Below are 8,191 nucleotides of genomic sequence, written 5' to 3'. Positions count from 1 at the left end.
AATACTTCCAATCATATTAGCAAAACCTCCAACTGTAAAACTCTCAACACTACTAATTGAAATCGCTTTTTCAATTAATAATTGCGCTAATTCTTCCATTTTACATACTCTCCATGATATATTGACGATTCTTCATAAAGTAATCAATCCCACTCACCACTGAAATAAGTGTTGCAAGCCAAATCATAATTTGATCCATTGGAATTCCAATTGCCGCAAAAATAACATTATGCAACAGTAAAATAGCAATTGCAATCATTTGCGTCATTGTCTTCGCTTTCCCTAAATAACTAGCTGCTAAAACAACATTTTTCTGACTTGCGACCAAGCGAATAGCATCCACAATTGTATCCCTAGAAATCATAATAATGGGAATGACAATTGTAATATTCTGAGTAGAAGCCAATAATAGTAATGCTGTATTGACAATTAATTTATCTGCAATAGGATCAATAAACTTACCAAATGTTGTAACAAGATTATTCTTTCTAGCTAAATAGCCATCAAGATAGTCTGTAAAAGCTGATAAAACAAAAATCACAAATAATACAATATCAAGTAATGATAATTCTGTTGATAAAATATCAAAAGTAGGCATCGAAATGCCTAACGATTGATAAGGTATTAAATATATAATCACAAATAATGGGACACTAATTAAACGTACTGTTGTTAATTTATTTGGTAAATTCATATTATTCCTTCTCTAAAGCCAATTTAAAATCAGCTACACCCGTAGAACTATCTTCATCTGTTAATGGAATTTCCTGATTATTGATATAATAACGATGTCCCATATTATTACCATTATGCAATCTTAATTTTTCAAAGTCTGCCACTTTAAAAGTCAATTCAACTGTATCTGGTTTATTTTCATCTTTATAATCATGATAAATTTTTGAAATAAACTCATCATATGATTTTCCATTAACATATAATTGTGACCAGCAAGCACGATTAAACTCAACTTTGAATGTAAATTCTTCTGTTCCTTCTGGTAATTTAAATTGAAAATCGAAACGTCCATTTCTTACCCATTCAACATCTGTTGAAGCTGGTGTATCAGATGGCTGATTATCATTTGAATTCTGTTGATCATCAGTGTTCACATCTCCTTCAACTGTAGGTTGATTTTGTGGCACAAATTCAGGATCTTTTGTTGAAGAACGTGTCGCATAGAAACCATACCAAATAACTGCAATAACAAGACATACAAGTACAAGTATTATGACAGCACGAATAATTGTCACATGCGACTTATCTTCATAGACAGAGGGTTTTCTTGCTAATTGAGGGGCTTCAAAAGAAAATTTTTTTCCTTTTTTTACAACTTCATCATTATGATGTCCTTTTTCTTCTTTTTCTTTCACTTCTTCCAATGCAATTTCACGTGTTAACTCAATATACTGCTGAGTGACCATATCTGTATCCATACTCAATGCATGAGTAATTTTTTTTAAATACATTTTTACATAAGCTTCATCGCCTTTATAACGATCAAACTTCCCATTTTCTATATCTCTTATAATCGCAACAGAAATCTTTGTTTGTGCTGAAAGTTCTTCTATTGTTAAATTTCTTGCTTCTCTTTGACGACGTATATATTCACCTAAATTATCCACAAAAGTACCTCCTTTATGATAATGAACATAAAAATCCAATATTAATAATATTAAAACATAAATTGCTCATTTTGACAACACTTACTATTATTATTATGATATGAAATTATGTCCTCGTTATGAATTTTTTAATCAAATATAAAAATGTCGATGTATCACCGACAAAAAATAATGCTCACTCTGATAAGCCGAGTTCTGTTTTTCAACCGATTATTTATCTATGCATTACGCATTTTCAATCCAGTTTTATTCCCTTCATGAAATTCCCCTACCAATATTTGGGTTTCATCCTTGCAGAGTTTACCTCTTTTCACTTTCTTTTTTCAAAGAAAAATAGTTTCTGTGGCACTTTATGACTTATCAACCATGCTTTGCAGTTTAGGTCTTAGGTCTGTCGTTAGCATATGCTACCTGCATTTATTAGACGCAGTACAAACACTACAATCATTACAGACTGTGGATGCCCGGACTTTCCTCTACTTACGTAGCAATCGGTTCTCGTGAGCATGTCTATTGTACTACAAATTTTAAAAATTGCAATTAAAAAAGACAAGTCTATTCCTTGCCCTTATATACTTCTTTTTCTAAACTCGAAATTCTTTTTAATAAATCTACGTTTGAGGAAAGATTATCTTCCATTGAGCGAATATTATCTTGCTGTAAAAGTTTTTCTTTCTCTAAATTTGAAATTTTCATTTTTAACGCTTCATTTTCTTTCTGAAGATTTTCGATTTGTTCATAAGAATTATTCAACATATCCGCAAATGTTTCATAGTCTTCCACAACACTATCTAAGAAATAGTCAACTTCTGTTGCACTATATCCTTTAAAATCTATCTGAAATTGTTTGTTTAATATTTTTTTTGGACTTAATTGAATCTTATTAGCCATAAACATCCACCTTTCTTCCTACATATTTTCACAAAAATATCATCTAAATGCAAGATATTTTTAAAAAAAGATGAAATTACACATAATTTAGACAAGATGTGAAAATTTTATGTTATAATATAGAAGACAATGAATGAAAGGATGAGGTTATGGTTAATTATCCCAACATGAAAAAAACTGCTGGATTACAAGATAATCCACTGACTGCCAAAAAACATTATACAGCTCATCGTGGGATGTCTTTAGAAGAAGATATCTCTTTATCGAATCAGTATTACTTAGATACAAACAAAGCAGTCATCTATAAAAAGCCAACCCCTGTACAAATTGTCAAGGTTGATTACCCACGAAGAGAAGCCGCTAAAATTGTAGAAGCCTATTACAAAACACCTTCTACAACAGATTATAATGGACTTTATCGTGGGCGCTATGTGGATTTTGAAGCGAAAGAAACAAAAGTCAAGACATTTCCTTTTGGAAATATCTCCAAGCATCAGATTGATCATCTTCAAAAAATTATTGATCATGGTGGTATTGCTTTTGTTATTATTGCATTCACTAGTCTAAATGAGGTATACTTAATTGATGCAAGTTATATAATTTGCGATTATTATCATTCTCAAAGGAAGTCAATAACTTATGAAAGAATTAAATCTGTTGGACATGTGATTACTCAAGGTTATCAACCAAGACTTGATTATTTGAAAGTTATTGATAAAGTGTATTTTAAGGAGGACGAATGATGAAAAAGATAAAAAAGAAAACACGAACTCCTCAGGAGGAATTAGCAAGAAAAAAAAGAAATAAGAAGATTATTAAGATCAGTGCTTTGGTTGCTGTCTTGTTAATTGCATCTGTTGGGATTTATTTAGGAGTTGGTATCTTTGATCAGGTTAAAGATTTTTCTAAAGAAAAACTGATGAACAATGAATCTTCTGTTCAAGTTTCTAAAGAAACAGGCAGTGAATATTATTCATATGGACAAGATGGTGTTAGAAAAAATGTTGCTTATGAAGATATTCCACAAGTTATGATTGATGCAGTTGTTGCTGCTGAAGATTCACGTTTCTTTGAACATAATGGATTTGATTTACCTCGTATTGTCAAAGCATTAATGGGAAACATTGTGGCTGGAGGTATCACAAGTGGTGGTTCAACAATTACACAGCAAGTGATAAAAAAATCATATTATCCAAAAGAAGAACAAACAATTGAAAGAAAAGTCGGTGAAATTATTCTTTCTATTGAAGCCACTTCTCAAACAACAAAAGAAGAAATCTTAGAACTTTATTTAAATAAGATTTATTTTGGTTATGGTAACAAAGCAATCGGGATTTATGCAGCAAGTCGTTATTATTTTGATAAAGCTGTTCAAAACTTAACATTACCAGAAGCTGCCTTGCTGGCTGGAACATTGAATTCCCCAAATAGTTTTGATCCATTTAAAAACTTAGCAAAAGCACAAAAGCGTCGTGATACAATCCTTTATCTTATGCTTGAACATGGTTATATCACAAAAGAAGAATATGAAGCTACAAAAGCTATTCCAGTTGAAAACACATTAAAATCTAATCCCGTTTCTTCAGGTGGTCACTATCAGGCTTATGCTGATATGGTCACACGTGAAATCATTGAAAAAACAGGCTTTGATCCAAATAAAACGCCAATGCGTATTACAACATATTTAAATACAGATTTACAGGAAGAATTAGATGATATAGCAGATGGAAAAGGCATTAAATTCCCAGATAAATATATGCAAACTGGTGCCAGTGTTCAGGAATCAACGACTGGTCGTGTGATTGGTGTATTATCTGCTAGGGATTATGTCCCTATGGGAACAACTTATGCTTATGCAGCAAGTAAAGAAAACGCTGAAAAAGATAGCAGTTTAAGATATGGTCAAAGAAACCAGCCAGGTTCTTCATTAAAGCCAATTATCTCTTATGCCTCAGCATTTGAATACTTAGATTACTCAACAGCTCATTATGTTCACGATGTCCCTTATAGCAGTGGTGGATGGACACCTGGAAACTGGGACAACAAATACCATGGAGATATTTCTATTACAGATGCCTTATCAAATTCTTGGAACTTAGCAGCAATTCAGACATTTAAGGAAGTTGTTGATAAAGTTGGAACTGAGAAGATGACAAAATATTTATCAGACTTTGGTTTTGATATGTATAAAGAAAGTTTAAGTTTAGGTTATGCCATTGGAGCATGGGGAACGGGTATTTCTCCAGAAGAACAAGCTGCTGCTTATGCAGTTATTGCGAATGGTGGTACATATATTGAACCACACACTGTTGAATCTATAGAAATTCTTTCTACAGGTGAGGTCATTAATTTAGATGAGAACTATCAAAAAGAAAAGAAACAGGTTTTATCTGCAGAATCTGCATTTATGATTCGTCAGGTCATGACTGATTATGTCAAAACAACAAAATCTTATACTTCATTAAACACAGGATTACAAATTGGTGCAAAGACAGGGACATCTAACCATGATAAAAATGCCCCTAATAAAAAATTAGTAGGAAAAAACAAAGATTTATGGATGGCTGCCTACTCTCCTGATTATTCTTGGAGTGTCTGGGTGGGATATACATCAGAAGCCCAAAAGAAAGGCTACTATCCAAGTGGTACAATCAATACACAGATTTCTGCTTTGATTTCAAAATATGTCCATAATGGTAAATTAAAAAACAGTTATCCTAGTCAACCATCAGGAGTCGTCAAAGCATCATGTATTTCTGGTATTTATCCTTATGTTTCTCCAGGTGATGGCGTTCCTAGCAATCGTATTGTCACTGGATGGTTTAAAAAAGGCAATACTCCTAGTGGTAGTGCAAGTGGTGCAAGTTTAAATAATCTTGAAAACTTTACTGCAACTTTAGCTAATGGTAAGATTAATGTTAACTTCACTGAATATAATCCTAAGAGTATGACAGAGGATGGTACACCTACCAAGAATTATGGTGGTCAAAATCTTCCTTATTTAGGTGATATTAAACAGATTTATGGTAAAGTTGTCTATGTTGTAGAAATTACTGATGCAACTGGCAAAGTGATTCATAGTGAAAAACTCAGCACAAATGCAGCAACGCTTAATTACAATCTCTCTACACCTGGAACTTATACAGTGACTGGTTATTATGCTTTTGAAAGTGGTAACGGAACATCTAATAAGTTAACACAAAGTATCACTGTCGAAGGAAATGTCACACCTGCAAGTTATACAGCAACAACACCAACAACAAATCAAATTAGTTATCAAGTTGTTGTTCCATCTGGTAGCAAAGTTACTGCTGTACTTAATGGAAAAACTCAAGAATTAACTGCTAATGGTACAATAACTTTCACAGGTTTAACTGCTAACACAGATTATACAACAACATTTACCGAAACGAAGAATGATGGATCAACACATCCTTTAACTGCTCACAGCTTTAAAACTGCTGCTGAAGCAACTACACCACCAGATCCTGCAACTCCTCAATAGTAATATATATAAGAGGCTGAAACAAAATAACTTTCTAAGTTAGTTTTGTTTCAGTTTCTTTTTATTTCTTGTTTTAGGCAATGAATGAATAGCGTTAATCTCTTTAAGTGTGATATATGTATTTTTTCTGTTTTGAGCACAATAATAGTATCTTCCATTTTTCACTTTTTTCATATACATAACTTTTCATTAAAAACTATTTATATAAAAGAAATTATTTATCATATTGTTTGAATTTTCATTATTTAGAATTATTGTTTCTGCTAAAATTGAGTACTATTTTCCTTTCATAGTATTCAATAAGAATATATGGATAAATAATCATTGATAAGAAAACTATCAGTAATTAGAACTCAAACAAAAAAGAACTGTTTCCAGTTCTAAAGATATTTTTTACGTTTAGGCTCTTTACAGATATCTATAAGTTGACAATTTTGACAAGATGGATTCATTGATTTACAATGATATCTTCCAAAGAAGATCATTTGATGATGTGTTTTTATCCAACGCTCCTGAGGAATGGCCTTTTGTAACTTTTTTTCAACCGTCAAAACAGAATCCTTCTTAAATGCAAATCCTAGCCTTTTTGAGATGCGTTCAACATGTGTATCAACTGCAATAGCTGGTACTTGAAATCCTTCTGAGACAACAACGTTAGCCGTTTTACGCCCTACTCCAGGTAGTGTCTGTAATGCATCATAATCACAAGGAACAACCCCATGATAATCCGCCAAAAGTTTCTCCGCCATAGCTTTAACATTTTTCGCCTTATTACGATATAACCCAATAGTATGTAAATCACTTTCAAGTTGTGCTAATGGAGCATTTGCATAATCTTCAACAGTATGATATTTTTCAAAAAGATGTGCAGTAAGTTTATTAACACTTGCATCAGTTGTTTGTGCTGATAACATTACCGCAATTAACAATTCCAATTCATTCCTATGTATCAATTCACATTTTGCATCAGGATACATATCATCAAAAACATCTAGTATACGTTTTACCTTTTCTTTATTCATGTTCTTCCCACCATTTATAATCCTTTATTTTATCTTCTACTTGATTTTTATCATATTGTGATGGCGTTGACGCATATCTACGTTTCACCCCATATTTCGTCCAATTATCAAGAATCTTTTCAATATATCTAAAAGTAATAACTCCTGACTTAACTGATTCATTTAATGCATCAATAATCATATCATCACTATGTCCCTGACATTTTAATGAATTAATCAATTGAACTTCCCTTTGCGAAAGAGTTCTTCCAAAAGCATCTTCAAAAACACTCACCAAATCAATCGTTTCTTCAACTTCAGCATTTTGCTGATTTAATAATTGTTTTTCTAAAGGTCTTAAATCAAGTGTCCCACTTTTTCTTGAAATAAAATGTTTATCCACTAAAGAAATCAAAGTTTCATCTATTTTTGATAAAGGCAACTGACACAATTTACTAATCTGTGAAGGCGTTATTGGTCTTACCCCAATCTCATTTAATGTCATAATCAACAATAATACATAACACTCCTGATCTGCTAATTGAATTGATTTTGCTTTTAAAATTAATAACTTCTTAAAATCAACACATCGATAATCTAATAATTCATCCATACACTACTCTCCAAGCTTTACAGCCTTCATAAACTCACCATTTGATAAATCATAATAAACATATAATAAAGTCTCATCATTTTGTATACGACCATAATATACAAATCGCTGATTCTCATAACCGATTTCTAATTGAGAAATATCCATATTATATTTATCTTTAATTTCTTTCTTTACTGCATTCTCATCAGCTACATTTCCCTGATAAGTATCAACTAACTTTAATTCTTGATCATATGCAACAAATGACAGAACATTATTCATATTAACTTTTAACATATAATATGTATGTTTTCCTCTATACTCACTAAAATAATCCTTATACTCATAATTATTTTGTTCACAAATTTCATTCCTGATTTGATTTAAATTATTATGATAATTATAATAAGGTACATGAATATATAGCATGTAAAAAGAAACCACAACCAATATCACAATTAACAAAACAACACTTATTTGAAAAACATGTTTTTTCATTCAATGCACCTCCAGTGTTTCTATTATATAACAAAACAGTCAAATTGCAAAACAAAAATGAAAAGACCTTACGGTCTTT

At 31.6% G+C, this 8,191-nt stretch carries 8 protein-coding genes and 1 other RNA gene; 2 read left to right on the top strand and 7 right to left on the bottom strand.

The window, feature by feature from the left end; translation table 11 throughout:
* Positions 1-100: 100 nt before the first annotated feature.
* From pgsA to BN350_RS17105, 4 genes are all read right to left on the bottom strand, one after another.
* On the bottom strand, positions 101-694 hold the full coding sequence (gene pgsA, locus BN350_RS17115; protein WP_028044687.1) for a CDP-diacylglycerol--glycerol-3-phosphate 3-phosphatidyltransferase: 594 nt from the start codon (positions 692-694) through the stop codon (positions 101-103).
* 1 nt (position 695) lies between these two features.
* Positions 696-1,622: a helix-turn-helix domain-containing protein gene (locus tag BN350_RS17110; RefSeq protein ID WP_028044686.1), complete on the bottom strand. Its 927-nt coding sequence runs from the start codon at positions 1,620-1,622 to the stop codon at positions 696-698.
* Between the two features lie 182 nt (positions 1,623-1,804).
* An RNA gene (rnpB, locus tag BN350_RS20435) (RNase P RNA component class B) lies at positions 1,805-2,123 on the bottom strand.
* A 54-nt stretch (positions 2,124-2,177) separates the two neighbouring features.
* Positions 2,178-2,513 (bottom strand): DivIVA domain-containing protein, encoded by a 336-nt coding sequence (locus tag BN350_RS17105; RefSeq protein WP_028044685.1) that lies wholly within the window; start codon positions 2,511-2,513, stop codon positions 2,178-2,180.
* Between the two features lie 149 nt (positions 2,514-2,662).
* On the opposite strand from BN350_RS17105, the gene recU reads away from it, so the two are divergent.
* Complete coding sequence (gene recU, locus BN350_RS17100) at positions 2,663-3,256, top strand: Holliday junction resolvase RecU (protein WP_028044684.1); 594 nt, start codon at positions 2,663-2,665, stop codon at positions 3,254-3,256.
* A complete protein-coding gene (locus BN350_RS17095) occupies positions 3,256-6,018 on the top strand; it encodes a transglycosylase domain-containing protein (protein WP_044600441.1) in 2,763 nt (920 codons plus the stop codon). Before recU ends, BN350_RS17095 begins: the two co-directional genes overlap by 1 nt.
* A 380-nt stretch (positions 6,019-6,398) precedes the next feature.
* Here the strand turns inward: BN350_RS17095 and nth are convergent, their stop codons facing one another.
* The 3 genes from nth to BN350_RS17080 are packed head-to-tail and all read right to left on the bottom strand — an operon-like array spanning position 6,399 to position 8,112.
* Positions 6,399-7,040, bottom strand: coding sequence for an endonuclease III (gene nth, locus BN350_RS17090; RefSeq protein WP_028044682.1), 642 nt, complete (start codon positions 7,038-7,040; stop codon positions 6,399-6,401).
* Complete coding sequence (locus tag BN350_RS17085) at positions 7,033-7,632, bottom strand: DnaD domain protein (protein ID WP_028044681.1); 600 nt, start codon at positions 7,630-7,632, stop codon at positions 7,033-7,035. The genes nth and BN350_RS17085 overlap by 8 nt, the downstream gene beginning before the upstream one ends.
* 3 nt (positions 7,633-7,635) lie before the next feature.
* A complete protein-coding gene (locus tag BN350_RS17080; protein WP_028044680.1) occupies positions 7,636-8,112 on the bottom strand; it encodes a hypothetical protein in 477 nt (158 codons plus the stop codon).
* Between the last annotated feature and the right edge of the window lie 79 nt (positions 8,113-8,191).

Source organism: Candidatus Stoquefichus massiliensis AP9 (assembly GCF_000455285.1).
In the GTDB taxonomy this organism is placed as follows: domain Bacteria; phylum Bacillota_I; class Bacilli_A; order Erysipelotrichales; family Coprobacillaceae; genus Stoquefichus; species Stoquefichus massiliensis.
This window is presented reverse-complemented; position numbering and strand designations above follow the sequence as displayed.